Source organism: Sporocytophaga sp. (assembly GCF_017745095.1).
Taxonomy (GTDB): domain Bacteria; phylum Bacteroidota; class Bacteroidia; order Cytophagales; family Cytophagaceae; genus Sporocytophaga.
Genome location: NZ_JAGHZZ010000001.1, coordinates 134,903 through 150,332, shown reverse-complemented (window position 1 = coordinate 150,332; position 15,430 = coordinate 134,903). Strand labels below are relative to the sequence as shown.

At 36.1% G+C, this 15,430-nt stretch carries 12 protein-coding genes; 6 read left to right on the top strand and 6 right to left on the bottom strand.

What is annotated here, in order from left to right:
* Positions 1-56 precede the first annotated feature (56 nt).
* Positions 57-692 carry a DUF2306 domain-containing protein gene (locus J7604_RS00665; RefSeq protein ID WP_293889850.1) on the top strand — a complete coding sequence of 212 codons (636 nt, stop codon included), beginning with the start codon at positions 57-59 and terminating at the stop codon, positions 690-692.
* Here the strand turns inward: J7604_RS00665 and J7604_RS00660 are convergent.
* Both J7604_RS00660 and J7604_RS00655 read right to left on the bottom strand, forming a co-directional pair.
* A complete protein-coding gene (locus tag J7604_RS00660; RefSeq protein WP_293889848.1) occupies positions 685-1,920 on the bottom strand; it encodes a hypothetical protein in 1,236 nt (411 codons plus the stop codon). The two genes, J7604_RS00665 and J7604_RS00660, sit on opposite strands and share 8 nt — an antisense overlap.
* A 5-nt stretch (positions 1,921-1,925) precedes the next feature.
* The gene (locus J7604_RS00655) at positions 1,926-3,122 is read right to left on the bottom strand and encodes a hypothetical protein (RefSeq protein WP_293889847.1); all 1,197 of its coding nucleotides are present in this window, start codon (positions 3,120-3,122) and stop codon (positions 1,926-1,928) included.
* 219 nt (positions 3,123-3,341) lie between these two features.
* Here J7604_RS00655 and J7604_RS00650 point away from each other — a divergent pair, with 219 nt between their 5' ends.
* Both J7604_RS00650 and J7604_RS00645 read left to right on the top strand, forming a co-directional pair.
* Positions 3,342-5,750, top strand: a complete 2,409-nt coding sequence (locus J7604_RS00650; RefSeq protein WP_293889845.1) for a type IA DNA topoisomerase — start codon at positions 3,342-3,344, stop codon at positions 5,748-5,750.
* A 203-nt stretch (positions 5,751-5,953) separates the two neighbouring features.
* Positions 5,954-6,889, top strand: coding sequence for a T9SS type A sorting domain-containing protein (locus J7604_RS00645; protein ID WP_293889843.1), 936 nt, complete (start codon positions 5,954-5,956; stop codon positions 6,887-6,889).
* Positions 6,890-6,984: 95 nt separating this feature from the next.
* Here the strand turns inward: J7604_RS00645 and J7604_RS00640 are convergent, their stop codons facing one another.
* The 3 genes from J7604_RS00640 to J7604_RS00630 form a co-directional block, all read right to left on the bottom strand.
* Positions 6,985-7,500 (bottom strand): outer membrane beta-barrel protein, encoded by a 516-nt coding sequence (locus tag J7604_RS00640; RefSeq protein WP_293889841.1) that lies wholly within the window; start codon positions 7,498-7,500, stop codon positions 6,985-6,987.
* Positions 7,501-7,622: 122 nt separating this feature from the next.
* Positions 7,623-9,224, bottom strand: a complete 1,602-nt coding sequence (locus J7604_RS00635) for a hypothetical protein (protein WP_293889839.1) — start codon at positions 9,222-9,224, stop codon at positions 7,623-7,625.
* A gap of 175 nt (positions 9,225-9,399) precedes the next feature.
* Complete coding sequence (locus J7604_RS00630) at positions 9,400-10,758, bottom strand: ATP-binding protein (RefSeq protein ID WP_293889837.1); 1,359 nt, start codon at positions 10,756-10,758, stop codon at positions 9,400-9,402.
* A gap of 174 nt (positions 10,759-10,932) precedes the next feature.
* Here J7604_RS00630 and J7604_RS00625 point away from each other — a divergent pair, with 174 nt between their 5' ends.
* From J7604_RS00625 to J7604_RS00615, 3 genes are all read left to right on the top strand, one after another.
* Positions 10,933-11,376 carry a hypothetical protein gene (locus J7604_RS00625; protein WP_293889835.1) on the top strand — a complete coding sequence of 148 codons (444 nt, stop codon included), beginning with the start codon at positions 10,933-10,935 and terminating at the stop codon, positions 11,374-11,376.
* Between the two features lie 122 nt (positions 11,377-11,498).
* On the top strand, positions 11,499-13,328 hold the full coding sequence (locus J7604_RS00620) for an ABC transporter ATP-binding protein (protein WP_293889833.1): 1,830 nt from the start codon (positions 11,499-11,501) through the stop codon (positions 13,326-13,328).
* Between the two features lie 352 nt (positions 13,329-13,680).
* Complete coding sequence (locus J7604_RS00615; RefSeq protein WP_293889831.1) at positions 13,681-14,601, top strand: NAD(P)/FAD-dependent oxidoreductase; 921 nt, start codon at positions 13,681-13,683, stop codon at positions 14,599-14,601.
* 224 nt (positions 14,602-14,825) lie between these two features.
* On the opposite strand, the gene J7604_RS00610 is transcribed toward J7604_RS00615, so the two are convergent.
* On the bottom strand, positions 14,826-15,296 hold the full coding sequence (locus J7604_RS00610; RefSeq protein WP_293889829.1) for a hypothetical protein: 471 nt from the start codon (positions 15,294-15,296) through the stop codon (positions 14,826-14,828).
* Between the last annotated feature and the right edge of the window lie 134 nt (positions 15,297-15,430).

The window sequence follows — 15,430 nt, the reverse complement described above, 5'->3', positions numbered from 1 at the left end:
ACCTCCTTTGGAGGATTGACTTGAAATTTTCATTTTTACTTCAAGATTTTATTCTTTTGATTAAAACGACCCCAGCCAGAATAATTCAGGTAATACTATCTGCGATAGTATTATTTACCGTATGGTTAATGTTTAAAATTACCATACCATATTTCTCTTTTCGTTATGATATAGGGTTTCTGCTGACCAAACAAGCTATTTTACACAAAGCTATCTGGAGATGGTCATTTTATATTCACATCGCTTCAAGCATTTTTGTTTTGCTTTTTGGTATATTTCAATTTATAAAACCTCTACTTGAGTCATTTCCCAAACTTCATAAGCTATTAGGAAAAGCTTATGTATTCATCATATTATTTCTGAGCGCTCCCAGTGGTCTTGTAATGGCTTTCTATGCAAATGGAGGCATCTATGCTAAAATCTCTTTTGTGTTAATCTCTTTATTGTGGTGGTTGTTTACTTTTGTGGCCTTTCTGAAAATAAGGGATAGAAAAATAAAAGGGCATATTGACTTCATGGTTAGAAGTTATGCCCTTACATTATCTGCAATTACTTTGCGTACTTATGTATTAATTCTGCCCATTTTCATCCACCTACATGCTAAAGAGATGTATACACTTGTTGCATGGCTAAGCTGGGTGCCTAACCTTATTATTGCAGAAGTAATTATTCATTTTAAAGTATTTAAATAGCCGAATCTGCTGCAACAGGAACTTGTTCTGCGACAGGAGTGCGATTATCCGGACCACTGGTGAAATTTTCAATTTTACCATCTGACCTCACTTTAAACTGACTCTCAGAAATCATTTCAGTTTTTATTACCTCATTATCAAAATCACTTTTATCATACGCTTTTCTCCACGAGCGTTTAAACTCCTTAATGTTGAATTTATCCTTTTCATACTTAAGAGTTTTTAACATCTCACCTGATTGAACGGCTACAATTTTTGAATCTATAATCTGTCTGTCTTTTCCATAAGTGGCAAGCCTGAAAGAGATATGTCTCATATCTTTGGGACAAGCCAATTCTGACGTATCGATTGAATATAACACCGCCCTTACAGAATCATTAATTTTAAATGTCTTAAGCAAATTGAAGTCAAACCAACTGTCTGGCTGTTCGATTTTTTCTTTAAGAAACAAAGAATAAAAAGAGGAGAAATGAACCCTTTCTTCATAGTTCTCATCTGAGCTATAGGAAAATTTTCGGACACCTTTCTCATCTATATCAAAAACATCCGCTGAATCCTTGATACTTGAGATGAAATCATTAAATACTTCATCGCTGTTTTTAAATGCTTCTATCTCATCATCATTCATAAAGGCCAGCATCATATCTTTGAAATCATGAGAATTATGGTCAAGGGTAACTCTTGTATCTTTAAGAAAACGATCTTTAATGTTATCTATATTAATACCATTTTCCCTACCTTCATAGATAATATATTCATTTAGGAATTTATTGTCTAAGTAACTTGAGATAAAATATGAATAAAACACTTCTTCATCAGGAGCTTCAAAAATGAAATCATTTATTGAACCTGCTGGCGTTGAAATGTATTTCTTCTGACATAGCATTCCAAGCGCTTCAGAGGCTTCGTGATACTGCTCCCTTTCCAAAAGGTACATTCCCAATCTTCTATATGCATCAGCTGTTGGGTATAAAGAAATAGCTCGCATGTAGTAGTGAATTGCTTTCTTTTCATTCACATCTCTCATGCTTTCTGCCTTTGCATAAAAAGAATTTGAAATCTCGCTATAATTATCCTTATACTTATTGATATAACTGAAAACAGAATCTTCATTAAAAATTTCGCTGGCCCTTAAAGACGGTACTTCTATTACTTCTGTTTCTACCTCTTTACTACATGACATTAAAAAAATACTGAGTAAAGCAATTGTATATATAAAATTTTTCATGTTCGTTATTTTGTCCCTTTAGCAAGAATGGTTGAATCGTTATAATTAGCAGGTATCTCATCTACCACTATCTTACCATCCTCAGTTATCTTATATTTTGCTTCGGCAACTAACTCAAAAGATTTAATTTTATTTTTATCAAATGATACTTCATCCACAGGGTATTGCCATTTCCTTTTGAAATCCTTCATTACAATCTTATTTCCTTCAACAGCCGCCTCTCTAACATTCTCTGCGCTGCATTGACATGAAATGAGCTTTCGGGAAATAATTTCACCTTCCTTATCATAGGTAGCTAAAACCGTATGGACAGGCTGCATATCCTCTCCATAGAAGCTTTCGGATGTATATATGAAGGCCGAATAGTTTTCATTTCCACCCATATTAGCAACGTAGTAAAAATCATGAGAAACATCACGACCAAAAGAGACATTTTCCATTTCCGGAACAAACTGTACAAAGTCATAACTCACTGACTCTTTATAGTCTTTCATTTCAACATCATTAGCTGATATAAAAAATTTATCCGTTTGCGCAGGGAAAGCTTTTTTAAACAAATCAAAAGAAGACGCAGCTATAGTTGTGCTTGATAACCGCTGAATCATTTCTTTATATTCACTTGTTGATGTGATAGAATTGATGAGAGGATCTTTCTTTATTGCATTTGTATCCATTAAGCCCTTTTCAATGACTTCTCTCAAATGAAAAACCATTGAAGATTCGTATGAACTTTCTGATGTTGAAAAATTGGAACGAAGAGCATTATAAACACAGGCAATCTTATAACTAATCTTTGCCTTAGGCTCAAAGTTCAGATTTTCAGCCAGGCGAAAGGCTTTGATTGACTCTTCTAGCATCTCTTTATCTGCCCTGAAATCCAACAATACATTTCCAAGTTCATAATAGGTTTTGGCGTCGGGCAATATCAGGATAGATGTTTTGAAATGCCTTACAGCAGATGCAAACTCCTTTTTATTCCTATAATAATCAACGCCTTTTAAGAACAAGTCCCTGCTTTTGTCCTTTAAAGAATCCAAACCAACTTCTTCTGCATCAAACAGCACATCCCGAACAACATTATATTCGTAGATTTCTGATTTCTTTAATGTAAGAGGTTTGATTTTAAGTTTATATTCTTTTTGTGGGGAGCATGAAACGGCTAAAGCCAAAAAACATGCTGCAGCAATATTTAACTTTTTCATTATTTCTGTTAAAAAATATATACATAAATATACAAATCATTTTGCTAAAAAATGAATCTTTCCTAAGCCGCCACTGTCATTCAGCACTTTATAAAACAATTGTCTTTCAACATTTCATAACACTTAGAGAAAAACTTGTTAATAACTCTGGCATTTTCAATGAAATCACTTTTCAAATTTTTAGTATCTTTAAGATCCTGAAATTTTAATCTAGCAAAATTGAAAGTCTGCATAGCCGAAAAACCAAGTGTTGCGAGAGAAATTGCCGATCTTCTGGGAGCCAAAAACAGAAAAGACGGTTATTTTGAAGGTAATGGCTATCAGGTAACCTGGACTATAGGTCACCTTTGCACGCTGAAAGAGCCGCAAGACTACGATGCTCAGTTAAAATGGTGGAACATTCAACACCTTCCTATTCTTCCTCCTAAGTTCGGCATTAAGGGTATTAACAACCCCGGAATCGAAAAACAGCTCAAAACGATAACAAAGTTGGTAAATGAAGCCACTGAAGTCATTAATTGCGGTGACGCCGGCCAAGAAGGGGAGCTTATTCAGCGATGGGTACTTACAAAAGCTAACTGTACTAAACCGGTTAAGAGACTCTGGATCTCATCGCTTACTGAAGAGGCTATGAAAGAAGGATTCAGGAATCTGAAAGACAGCAAAGAATATGATCTGCTTTATGCGGCGGGTAGCTCAAGAGCTATCGGCGATTGGCTGTTAGGGATCAATGCTACCAGGCTTTACACGCTAAAATACGCACAGGGCAAACAACTGCTCTCTATCGGAAGGGTTCAGACGCCAACATTAGCACTGATCGTCAACAGATACCTGGAAATAGAAAATTTTAAACCTCAGACATACTGGGAGTTAAAAACTATTTATAGAGATGTTGTCTTCTCTGCAAAAAACGGGAAGTTCAATGTAAAAGAAGATGCAGAACAGATCCTGCAGGACATACAGAATGAGCTTTTCACCATTATCTCTTTTACTAAGAAAAAAGGTAAGGAAAGCGCGCCCAAACTGTTTGATCTTACTTCATTACAAGTAGAATGTAATAAGAAATTCGGCTATTCTGCAGATCTTACGCTAAATACCGTTCAGAACCTTTACGAGAAAAAGCTTGTCACTTATCCTAGGGTAGATACCATGTACCTACCTGATGATATCTATCCGAAAATAAAAGGGATACTTTCATCCATGAGCGGTTACGCGGCGCTCACCCAACCTTTGTTGGGAAGCGCTATTAAAAAGTCAAAGAATGTGTTCGATGACAAAAAGGTAACGGACCACCATGCTATTATTCCTACCAACATAAAAGCCGGAAGCCTTGGCGGATATGAAGGCAATGTGTATGATTTGATTGCAAGACGTTTCATTGCTGCTTTTTATCCAGACTGCCAGGTTTCAAAAACAGAAGTTATAGGCAAGGTTAAGGACACTGAGTTCAAAGCGACAGGAAAACAGATTCTGGAGGAAGGCTGGAGAGCGGTATACAAGGAGGAGAAAAAAGAAGAAGAGGTGGAGCAGGATGACGACCAGATACTTCCTGAGTTTAAAGAAGGCGAATCTGGCCCTCATAAACCCACGCTTGCCGAAAAGCAAACCAAGCCTCCAAAGCATTATACTGAAGCGACATTGCTAAGGGCAATGGAAACAGCAGGCAAACAGGTTGCTGATGAAGAACTAAGAGAAGCAATGAAGGAAAATGGTATTGGAAGGCCTTCTACAAGAGCCAATATCATTGAGACTTTATTTAAGAGAAACTATATTAAGAAAGAAAAGAAGAATCTGATTCCAACCATTACCGGAGTTCAGCTCATACAAACCATTGATTATGAATTGCTGAAATCTGCAGAACTGACAGGAAAATGGGAAAAGAAACTTCGTGATATCGAAAAGGGATCTTTTGATGCACGTGTATTTCTGAGTGAAATGAAGCACATGGTAATGCAGATCGTTCATCATGTTAAAAACTCTAATGCAAGAAAGATTGCCATAGAAGTAAAGTCTGCAGAACCAGAACAAAAGAAAAAATCTGAAGACAAAGAGCCAAAAGCCAAAAGTAAAAAAGCCGAGGCAGGCCAGGATGCTGACGTAAAACTTAGTTGTCCGAAATGCAAGAAGGGGCAGATGATGAAAGGTAAAAAAGCTTTCGGTTGCTCTGAATACAAGAACGGTTGTAGCTTCCTTGTACCATTCGAACTATTTGGTAAAACCCTTTCAGATAAGCAACTCCAGGCACTTATCAAATCCGGCAAGACTCCCAATATCAAAGGCCTTAAAAAAGAAAGCGGAGAAGAAACAGAAGGAATCATAAAACTTGATGATCAGTTAAATCCTGTCATCGAGGAAAAACAGGCCGAAGCGCTCATTTGCCCTAAATGCAAAAAGGGTGCTATTCTTGAAGGCAAAGCTGCATATGGCTGCGCTGAATGGAAATCAGGATGTAACTTCAGAATTCCACTCTTATTTATGCAGAAAGAGATCAGTAAAAATCATCTTAAGGCTTTGATCTCCGGAAAAGAAACACCTGTCATTAAAGGCTTGACGGATGAATCAGGAGCAAAGACAAACGCAAAACTTAAACTTAACAGCTCTTTCTCAATTGAAATAAACCATTCGTAAATTTCCATAGATTTTTTAAAAACGTAATTCATACATTTCAGTAAATAAATTTGCTTCTATTAAAGACTTAGATTTTTAATTATGATACCCAGAAAACGGGAAATAAACTTTTAAACAAAGTCTTGAAGAGAAATGAATCTGATAAAGTCTTCAGAGTCAAGCAACACAACGAGTTTATTCTATTTGATTTTTAACTGATTTATATGAAAAAAGTAGCTATTAAATTTTTACTGCTTATTGGAGCTTTCCCTACATTTGCACAAATTGAAAATGGTGGATTTGAAAACTGGGAGACCCTTTCTAATGGAGCTGAAAAACCGATAGGATGGTCAAGTAACAACATTCTTTCTACAACAATTGATCTCCCTCTAAGTCAACTCTCTTTCATAAAAGACCCAACTCCATATTCGGGTTCATACGCAGTCACGCTAAAAAATACTTTAGAAGAAAAACAAAATGAGGATATCGTCACATACTATGCAACCTATGGGAATCTTTTTCTAGGAAATTTTGAAGTCAAGGAATACAAATTGCCCGGTCAAGCAATAAATGAGGTACCTACAACTATTACAGGTTACTATAAATTTTCACAAGGCGCTCCTCTAAAATCCGATATTTATGATACTGCAACAGTAGAAGTTGTGTTAGCAAAATGGAATCCTACCACGGAAATCTTTGATAGACTTGTTACACGCAAACTTCAGATATTCGAAGCCAATACAGAGTATGCTAAATTTACTATCGATCTTGATTATTCTGGCGATGCAATGCCAGACAAGCTCTCTATTTTTCTTTCAACTGCACCCCACAGTCATAGTGGCTTCAATGGAACTTCATTAACCATAGATGAGCTTTCTTACAATACTGTAACAAGTTTAAGCCTTCCAATTTCAAATCTTTATTCAAGCAAAGCATATCCTAACCCGGCAACAACTGAGATTAACTTTAAAGATCTTCCTGAAGAGTCGCGTTCAATAATCGTAAAAGATCTTTCAGGAAGAGTTGTTAAGACCCTGCTTTTAATATCTGATAATATCAATATTGGAACGTCAGATCTTAATTCTGGAATGTATCTATATACCGTTATGGGTAGTGAACAAAACGTTCTTTATACAGGCAAGTTTGATATAAAAAAATAAGCAATTTAATTCTTTCTATTCTCCGACCGTACAGAGAACGTTTAGATTCAGGCAAGACGGAGAATAGAAATATTACTCAAAAACTAATGCGATCCCTATAAATCATAGACAATACCACCTCTTACAACAGGCATTTTATTAGGGGCGCTTTTATCCTGTAATACATCATAAAGAACAGATGCCTGAAACCTTGCCTTATCACTAATTCTATATTCATAACCTGCACCTACGGGTAGACCTACTGTCCACACTCTGTTGACATTTTTAGTGCCATCAGCATTCGTAGATGATGTTTGAGTATTAAGTGTCTGAAACTCTCCATGCAAAAATGCATTTTCAAGAAAATAATACTGGGCAAATATTCTCCCCCCACCTGAAAGGATTGTTTCTGTAGAATTTAAAGGTTTTTTATATGAAAAAATCGGAGAAAGTCCGAGATTAAGTTTGAGGTCTTCTATTTTATAACCTATGATTGGCGCGACATCAAGATATACACCATTATCATAGCTTACACTTACATTTCCCCCTGTATTGAGCTGAGCTGATGCATTTTTACTCAGAAACAAAGCTGCTGCCATTGCAGCCATGAGGACAAATTTGTTCAGTTTCATTCAAGTGTTTTTATCAAGTTTACAACATTTGAATATTTTTTCCAAAAGTCTCAATTATAGCGTCTATTGATTATCATATAAAAAGAAAAGGGCCGCATGGCCCTTTAAAATTTTTTAACATTTTACTTTCCAAGATCAACTCTAATAAGAACGTCTTGTTTCTTTTTCTTATAGACCTCGACAACAAAACTATTGTCATCTATAGGCAAAATACGGCTGGTCTGAAATTGATATACTGGCAACCCTAAAACATCTCTTGTGCTAGTTATGGATACTTTGTCAACATTTCCACTTGCATCAGAAACTTTATATGCTGTCAGGAAGCCTTCTGCTCCATCATTGTAAACTGCAGGAAATCTATCCGGAGTCAATTCGAGATTTCTTTCATTATCAAGGAAAAGAAAATAATGGGACCCATCAGAAGACATATGCTTATATGACATGCTCCCTCTTCCTGCCGTACCTGTCTGTCTTTTAGGAAGCTTCTTCATCCATTCCAATTGCCCGGAGCCATTTATTTTAGTTACAAGAAGATCATTGTAGTGATATGTATAATAAGTACGCATGGTACCATTGGAATAATAGTAAGTATGCGTCTGAATATAATGCTGCTCACCAATTAGAAGGATTCCCCCATTATCATCCACAAAAAGTTCTCTTAATTCAAGTTCTTCAAATTCAGCTTTGTCTTTCTCCTCTTTTTTCTCGTTTCTTCTCTGAGCTCTTTCACTGACATACATATTCAACACTTCCAATGGAATTTCATAGCTTCTTGAATCTATTAAGTCTCCTTCTTTCGTAAGCTTAAAAGTAAAGATACCATCGACAGCATTCCGGTTATCTACATTGTTATAAAAGCCTGCACAGATCATATAAGAATCTGATACTTCAAAGAGATTTACTTTATTGATAAATTTATTCCCGAGAGTAACTGGAGTGATTACAATTTTATTAGCCCTGCCGGACATTCTTAACAGTTCAATATGATAGTTTGCATTATTCTCATTTCTCTTTTTATCATCTGTAGTTTCATCGTTATAAACTGTCGTGAGAATATAAGCATTACCCTGACCATCCACTGAATAATCAAGATTATTCATTTTCTTTTCAGTATAAGGCATCGTAACTTCTTCATTCCAGACAGATTCCAGATTTTTGCCGAATACATGCATCCCAATTATATCATAACTTTTGTTGTCATTTTTGATCTGAGGTTTCAGCCTGTAATGAATAAGCATTTTGTCATCGTTTCTTGAGAATTGGAAATCAAACTTATTTACAACACTGAAGTTGTACCAGCCTTTCGAAATTAAATCGCCCGAAACTTTTCCATGAACCTGAACCAATATATTCTCGCCAGGTTTCAGAGTTCCTTTATCAAAATCTATTTCTCTGTAACAGAGTTGTTCCATCTCTGCCTGCCTGTCCCATAAAGAATAAAAGATAAAATATCTGTCGTTATACTCGATTACATTTTCAATATTGAAGCCATCCGGAAAATCCCTGGCAACGCTGATCTTCTCAAAAGCAAGCTTTTCGGAATTAAGCTTTTGAATAATAATTTCTCTTTTTTTAATCTTAACAGTGAGAATTTCCGGTCCTCTGTTAAAATAATATTTGTAATCTGCATCAATTACGCCATAAGGCTGACCTACTGTAATCTTTACCTGCGCATTAGCTATAAAGGACAGGAAAAGAAAAAAAAGAATGATTCTGGATTTCATAGATTGAAAATCAATAATTATCTGTGAATGGATGAATAGAACTTGTGCCGGATTTGACTAATAATAAACGCATCAGAATTAAAATCATATGTAAAGGTAAAGCAGAAAAATTACCTTTAATTATTGATTTAAAAAATTCATAAACTATTGGCTCAAAAAAGTATATAAATACTTATTACTCAAATTTTTTCAAGCTGAAGCTAAAAACACTTCCCTTGCCAAGAACGCTTTTAATCTCTAGGCGTCCTCCGTTTTTCTCAATAAAGTCTTTACATATAAGTAAGCCAAGGCCGGTTCCTTCTTCTTTTGCAGTTCCTCTGGTTGAGGTCCGTGTTTCAATTCTTAAAATCTGGTCTATCATTTCTCTAGACATTCCAACCCCAGTATCTTTTACGCTTAACAAAACTTCTTTTGAAAAGCTCTCTGAAGTCAGGCTGATTACTCCGCCTTCTCTTGTAAATTTAATTGCATTCGAAATAAGATTTCGGAAAATCGTCTCCAACATATTCTTATCTGCATAAGCAATAGTGCCTTTTTCAATTTTATTATGAAGAATGATATTTTTCCTTTGAGCAGTGTGTTCCATTATTTCACATATGGTAGTCGCCACTATTGAAACGTCACAGTATTCTTTGTTTATAATAACTTTATTCATCTGAGAAAGTGACCACTCCAATAAGTTGGCCAATAGTTCACTTGCTCTGGATGAAGCAAGACTCAACATCTCTATTACCTCATCAGCTTCCTTCCATGACTTTTTAGCTTTGGCCTCGGATAAAATCTGGGTAAGCCCTTTAATTGAATTCAGAGGTGATCGGAGGTCATGACTGATAATAGAAAAAAATTTATTCTTATTATCATTGAGTATTGTAAGATTCCTTTCAATTTTTCTTCTCCTTTGGATATCTTTATTAATAGCAAAAATGCCGATTAAGCCCATCAAAATGGAAACTATACCCGCAATAATAATGATCCTGTCGGTATCCTTTAAATTTTTATAAGCGGCATGCTTCCTGGTATTTAGAATGACCTTTTCTTCTTCCGTCATTTTCTTCTTTAAAAACCTTATTGCCACAAATTTCTCGCTGACATTTTTCAATAGCGCTTTGTGCCTGTCCAGATGTTCCGCCGATTGCTTAAAGTTGATAATATTTTCCAGCAGGCGCTCCTTCTCTTCAACCAGGTCGTTCAACTCTTCAAACCTTCTTCTTTGTACACCGATATCAGGAATCAGCAGATCAAGCTCCTCAAGCTCTCTTTCTACGAAGTCACTGTTTTGGCGAAATTTTAACATGATAGTTGAATCTCCTTGAAAAACAAAGCTCTTGACATCATTTTCGGTTTCCCTGCATTTAATTTCAATTGCATCCAGGTGACCGATTACTTCATAAGTATGTTCAACCAAAGAAAAGTTACTTGTCAGATTTGTTGAAGATCTGTAATACATAACTAGGATTACAATAATCAATACAATAGAGAGAGCAAAACCCGAAAAAAGTCTAGGAGAATAGTCTGATTTAAAAGGAGAACCCATCGTCTAATTAATTTCCACAATCCAACTAATAATTCACAATTAAAACTAAAGCTTAAACATAAAAATTTAGCATTTAATCTTTACACGCACAACACCTTCTTTTATACGTACAAGAAAACACTTTTCTAAACATATTGTTAATCTGGAAGTTAAGACAAAAAATTGTTGACAGACATGAAGAACCGCACAATCATTTGTCTACTTAGCTTTGCCTTTTTAGCAACTATTGCTTGTAAAAAAAACAAAGAAGATGAAGCAAGCCCTTCTACAACCTATGTATACAACAGAGATGTTGTAGGCGTCTATGAAGGTCAAACCCATGAACAGACTTCAGATGCGGGAAACAACTCTGACTACGTCAATGTAGATTCTACATATAATGACAAAATCGAAGTTTCACTTATCAACCAGGATAGTCTCAAATTCGTCTGTCGAAATCATCAATACAAATTCAAGCTGGATACAATTGACATTTATATGAAGTGGCTCGGGAAAAACACAGTCCTTTCATTTAAATTTATAGAAAATAGAGAATTACATTATTCCTTTGAAACCAAGGGGTGGTTTAAAGATTCATTACATAGTCAGACAATTTCTTTTAAAGGATACAGAAAATAATGAAATTTTGGAAAAATATATGAAGCCCTTTGCACCTCCTGCAAAGGGCTTTTTCGTTCTGAACTTCTCTTGCTTACCTTTGCTTGACTTTAAAAGTTTATCAATAAGCACAGAAGTATAAAATGCTGAGAAAACCATCACAAGGGAAAAACAACCCTACCCTCACAGAGCGGTATGGAGCATTGAAAAACCTCCTCCCCTTTTTTAAGATAATCTGGAAGGCAAGTCCTTCAATGGCTGTTTCAAATGGGGTTCTGAGAATCGTTAAAGGTATCATTCCTCTTATGATGCTTTTAATTGCACGTAAAATCATTGATGAAATCGTTATGATTTCAGGACACCAGACAGAAGTTACCTCCAGGCTTTGGATTCTTGTAGGAAGTGAGTTTGCATTGGCTATCCTCTCGGATTTACTTTCAAGAGCAATTGCGCTGTTGGACAGCCTACTAGGCGACCTGGTTGCAAATAGTACTTCCCTGAAACTAATGGACCATGCCGCTCAGCTTGATATGAATCACTTTGAAGATTCTGAATTTTATGACAAGCTGGAGCGTGCAAGGAGACAAACCCTGGGCCGTACTGTGCTGATGTCTCAAGTGCTAAGCCAGATGCAGGATGCCATATCCTTAGCTGGTCTTTCTGCCGGTCTTATCCTTTTTAATCCTTGGCTTATATTATTATTGTTGATTGCTGTCATCCCAGCATTTCTAGGGGAAGCACATTTTAACGAAAAGACTTACTCTCTAGTGCACGGACAAACTCCTGAAAGGCGCGAATTGGATTATATCCGCTACATTGGAGCAAGCGATGAAACAGCAAAAGAAGTCAAAATCTTTAATTTGTCAGACTTTCTAAAATCGAGATTTGCTGAGCTCTCTTCAAAATTCTATAAGGCCAATAAAGCTTTGGCGTCCAAAAGGGCAATGTGGGGAGGTGCACTGGCCGCAATAGGTAGCGCAGGATATTATGGGGCATATGTATTTATCATCATCAAAACAGTTAATGGTAATCTATCGCTGGGTGACCTCACCTTCCTTGCAGGCTCCTTCAATCAATTAAGGTCATTGCTTCAATCAATGCTTACAAGATTTTCCACAATTGCAGAAGGTTCCTTATATCTGAAAGACCTTTTTGACTTTTTTGAATTAAAACCGGAAATCATTAGCCCAATAACTCCAAGACCTTTTCCAAACCCAATACAGCAAGGTTTTCTTTTTGAAAACATCGGCTTTAAATATAAACATGCCGAAAAATGGGCTATCAGAAATTTAAATTTTACTTTAAATGCTGGTGAAAAACTGGCGCTAGTAGGAGAAAACGGCGCTGGTAAAACAACGCTGGTAAAACTCCTTGCCAGATTGTATGACCCCACGGAAGGGAGAATTCTACTTGACGGTTATGATATAAAAGAATATGATGTTTTGGAATTGCGTTCAGGTATCGGGGTTATATTTCAGGATTTTGTCAGGTTCCAAATGACTGCAGGAAATAACATTGCTGTAGGAAGAATAGAGCAGAAAGAAAATACCTCCAGGATAGAACATGCAGCATCTAAAAGCCTTGCAGACTCTGTTATTCTCAAATTACCAAAAGGATACGAGCAAGTTATAGGTCGTCGCTTTGCAGAAGGGGTAGACCTTTCCGGAGGTGAATGGCAGAAAATTGCTCTTGGCAGGGCCTATATGCGGGATGCACAGGTTCTTATCCTTGATGAGCCCACAGCCGCTTTGGATGCAAGAGCCGAGCATGAAGTTTTTGTCAGATTTTCTGAACTGACCAAAGGCAAAACAGCAGTATTAATAAGCCACCGATTCTCCACAGTACGCATGGCAGACAGAATTCTTGTAATAGAAAATGGTCAACTTCTGGAAATAGGATCTCATGAAGAACTGCTCAAAAAAGAAGGTCGTTACGCCGAACTCTTTAATCTACAGGCCCGGGGATATTTGTAATAAAGTTTAAAGCTTAAGGTTGAAAGTATATATTTACGAACGCTTATTGTGGTGTCGGGTCTTTCGACCATAGCCGTCAACTTAGTGATGAGACAAGTAAAAAATAGTTTTCCCTGCTATATAAAAGAGAAGTAATAATGGAAAAGAGAGCAACAGCAACAAAATATTCCAGAAATAGTCTTGCTGTTGCTCAAACTGTTGCTAATTTTCTTTAATTAAGAATTATGTAATTCTAAACTTGCTTAAGTTGACGGCCATGGTCTTTCGATCCGACAATTTTAACAAATTGTGTGTCAGGTCGAAAGACCTGACACCACGGTAAATATCAGAAACAATACCCTGAATTTAAAACATGAAAGATAAAATTATGTCGATGGATTATTATGACTGTATTATAGTTGGAGGCAGCTATTCGGGCCTATCCGCAGCTATGGCCCTGGGAAGGTCTTTACGGAAAGTACTTGTAATAGATGATGGCAAACCATGTAATGCTACAACACCGCATTCTCAAAATTTCATTACGCACGATGGTAAAAAACCAGCTGAAATTGCAGCAATTGCAAAGCAACAGGTTGAGCAATATAAATCCATAAGTTTTTATAAAGGCTTGGCAACAAAGGGTAGAAAACTGGATGAAGGATTTGAAATAGAGACAAAATCCGGAGAAAAATTAAGAAGTAAAAAACTGATTTTTGCTACAGGCATCAGAGACATAATGCCTGCAATACCAGGTTTTTCAGTTTGCTGGGGTATTTCTGTAATCCATTGTCCATATTGCCATGGTTATGAATACCGTGAAAAAAAGACAGCCGTCATGGCCAATGGTGACCTCGCTTTTCATTTCACTCCTTTGATTTACAATCTTACAAAAGATCTGGTATTGATAACCGGCGGAAAGTCTACTTTAACAAATGAACAAACTGTAAAATTAAAAGAACATAATATTACAATTGTTGAAAAAGAAATTGCTGAAGTAAAGCACAAGGAAGGTTATCTTGAAGAAGTAATCTTCAATGATGGATCTAAAATTCCTCTGCAAGCATTGTATGCCAAGCCACTTTTTGAACAGCATTCCGATATACCTGTTGCTCTTGGATGCGAAATTACGGAGCAAGGCTATATTAAAATTGATAATATGCAGAAGACGACAGTTCCGGGAATCTTTGCCTGCGGGGACAACAGCAGTTTTATGCGCTCCGTTGCCAATGCTGTTTCTTCAGGAAACATGGCTGGCGCCGCTACCAATAAGGAACTTAGTGAAATGGAATTTTAAGCGAAAAGCTAAAAGTTGAGTAATCGGTAGCTAAATATACTTACTGTTTGCACAGACTGGAAATAATCAGAGAAGAATAGAGCAAGACTATTTCTGGAATATTTTGTTGCTGTTGCTCAAACTGTTGCTAATTTAAGTTCAATAAAAAAGGCCCTCCTCGAGGGCCTTTTTATAAACACTTTAGTGTATTACGAAAATATAAGGTGCAAGATGAGTTTTAAAGATTAAAAGCTAAGAAAGTCTGCGCATTCTGCTTTTAATTCTTCTTTTGTTTTCGGCAATTCTCCTGTAATTCCTGTAGCGAGTTTTCTTACTAGTACTCCTACAATTGCTTTTCTGAAACCTAGTTTTTCCGCAATCTCAATACATGCAGAAATTTCATTTTCATTATCGCCTCCTTCTACTATTGCCATTTCAACTAAATCATATACTCTGTCAAATCTCTCAGAATCCGTTTTAGGTACTTTAAATTTGATAGTTTTATCTGATTTAATTATTGTCTTTAATTTGTCGTTACTTAATCCGTTTCTTTTTCCGATTTCAAAAATAAGTCTCTTTTCTGCTATTGAAAAATTACCGTCTGATTTAGCAATTGCCACAAGGTTGTTTATGTGACTTTTAACTCCCTTAGTCTTTTTGCTCTCAAAAATATCTAGTGTGAGTTCCATATTTTTTACAATTTTTATCTGAGACAAATGTAACAGCTTAGTAGTGAAAAATGCAAAAACCAAACCAAAAAAATTAGACAAAAACTAGAAAAATGGGCTATATTCTTTCAATCTTAACACTTATATTAAGAAAAGTACAATTTTAGATGTTTAACCAATAA

Coding starts and splice junctions, on each gene's coding strand:
- J7604_RS00660 (WP_293889848.1), bottom strand. CDS start 1,920: ATGAAAAATTTTATATATACAATTGCTTTACTCAGTATTTTTTTAATG.
- J7604_RS00655 (WP_293889847.1), bottom strand. CDS start 3,122: ATGAAAAAGTTAAATATTGCTGCAGCATGTTTTTTGGCTTTAGCCGTT.
- J7604_RS00645 (WP_293889843.1), top strand. CDS start 5,954: ATGAAAAAAGTAGCTATTAAATTTTTACTGCTTATTGGAGCTTTCCCT.
- J7604_RS00640 (WP_293889841.1), bottom strand. CDS start 7,500: ATGAAACTGAACAAATTTGTCCTCATGGCTGCAATGGCAGCAGCTTTG.
- J7604_RS00635 (WP_293889839.1), bottom strand. CDS start 9,224: ATGAAATCCAGAATCATTCTTTTTTTTCTTTTCCTGTCCTTTATAGCT.
- J7604_RS00630 (WP_293889837.1), bottom strand. CDS start 10,758: ATGGGTTCTCCTTTTAAATCAGACTATTCTCCTAGACTTTTTTCGGGT.
- J7604_RS00625 (WP_293889835.1), top strand. CDS start 10,933: ATGAAGAACCGCACAATCATTTGTCTACTTAGCTTTGCCTTTTTAGCA.
- J7604_RS00620 (WP_293889833.1), top strand. CDS start 11,499: ATGCTGAGAAAACCATCACAAGGGAAAAACAACCCTACCCTCACAGAG.
- J7604_RS00615 (WP_293889831.1), top strand. CDS start 13,681: ATGAAAGATAAAATTATGTCGATGGATTATTATGACTGTATTATAGTT.